Annotated in this window: 1 protein-coding gene; it reads left to right on the top strand. The window is 70.4% G+C overall.

What is annotated here, in order from left to right:
• Positions 1-31 precede the first annotated feature (31 nt).
• On the top strand, positions 32-1,593 hold a 1,562-nt coding region (locus C5507_RS21990; RefSeq protein WP_158657688.1), incomplete at its 3' end, for a phage tail tape measure protein.

Here is a 1,593-nt window from a genome sequence, read left to right as displayed (position 1 = left end):
GGGTGGGCTGGGCAGCAAGGTGAGCGGGGCAGTGAAGGGCGCAGTCGGCGCTGCAGCTGGCCTGTTCGCGTTCTCCCAGATCAGCGCGGGCTTCTTCAGCCTGACCGGCGCCGCCTCCGATCTGCAGGGGACGCTCAGCAAGTCCGGCGCGATCTTCGGGTCGAACGCTGCAGCGATCGACCAGTGGGCCAAGAGCGCCGCCACCAGCCTGGGCCTGTCCCGGCAGCAGGCCCTCGCGGCGGCGGCCGGCTTCGGCGACATGTTCTCCCAGATCGGGTTCGCCGGGGACCAGGCCGCCGATATGTCGAAGGCCGTCGTACAGATGTCGGCCGACCTGGGGGCCTTCAACGACCTCCCGACCGAGGACGTCGCCGACCGGATCAGCGCGGCGTTCCGCGGCGAGTACGACTCCCTGCAGGCGCTGATCCCCAACATCAACGCCGCCCGGGTGGAGTCCGAGGCGATGGCGGCCACCGGCAAGAAGGTGGCCTCGGAGCTGACCGCGCAGGAGAAGGCTGCGGCGGTGCTGGCGATCGTCAACAAGGACGGCGCCCGCGCGATCGGCGCGTTCGCTCGCGAGGCGGACAGCGCGGCCGGCTCCGCCAAGACCGCGAGCGCCCTGTGGCTCGACCAGAAGGCGGCGATCGGCGAGCAGCTGCTGCCCGCGTTCACCACCCTGATGGGCTTCCTCTCTGGCACGGTGATTCCCGGCGTGGGGGATCTGGCCGACTTCATCGGCGACGATGTGGTGCCGGCCTTCAAGGACATGGCGCAGTGGGTGGAGGGGAACAAGGACCCGCTGCTGGTCCTCACCGGGATCATCGGCGGATACGTCGCCGTGGTGAAGACCGTGGCCGGCGCCAAGAGGGGGTGGGCTGCGGCGCAGGCTGCGCTGAATCTGGTGATGGCGGCGAACCCGATCACCCTCGTTGTGGTGGCCATCGCCGCCTTGGCCGCCGGGCTGGTGTACGCCTACCAGAACTCGGAGACGTTCCGCGACATCGTCAACGGGGCGTTCGACGCGGTGAAGCGCGGGGTGGGCAACGCCATCGGTTTCATGATCGACGGCTTCCGGATGATCCTGACCGTGTGGCTGACCGTCGCCGACGGCATCGTGTCCGGGGCGGCCACCGCCCTGGGGTGGGTGCCCGAGGTGGGCGACAAGCTGAAGGCCGCCAACACCGCCTTCGACAACTTCAAGGACGGGGTGCTGGCCGACCTCGATGAGGCAGCGCAGTCCGCGTACGGGTTCGGTGAGAAGACCGGCAAGAACGCCGCCGGTGGCATGTCCGCCACGCAGCAGGCGGCGTGGAACGCGGCCCGCGCGGTGGGTGGGCAGATGGCCAGCGGTGTGGGGGCGGCCGGTGGCGGCGCCTACAGCTCCGGCTACGGGGTGGGGTCGAACGCCGGGCAGGGTGCTGTGGACGGGCTCAACGCGAAGCGTGACGCGGTCGTGCGGGCGGCGCGGGCGGTCGCCGGGGCGCTGTCGGCTGCGATGGGCAAGAAGCTGGACATCAACTCCCCGTCGCGGGTGACCAGGTGGATGGGCGAGATGGTTGGCGAGGGCTTCATCGAGGGCATGGCGCACATGCG

The sequence above is a fragment of the Blastococcus saxobsidens genome (assembly GCF_002938435.1).
GTDB classification, from domain to species: domain Bacteria; phylum Actinomycetota; class Actinomycetes; order Mycobacteriales; family Geodermatophilaceae; genus Blastococcus; species Blastococcus saxobsidens.
This window is presented reverse-complemented; position numbering and strand designations above follow the sequence as displayed.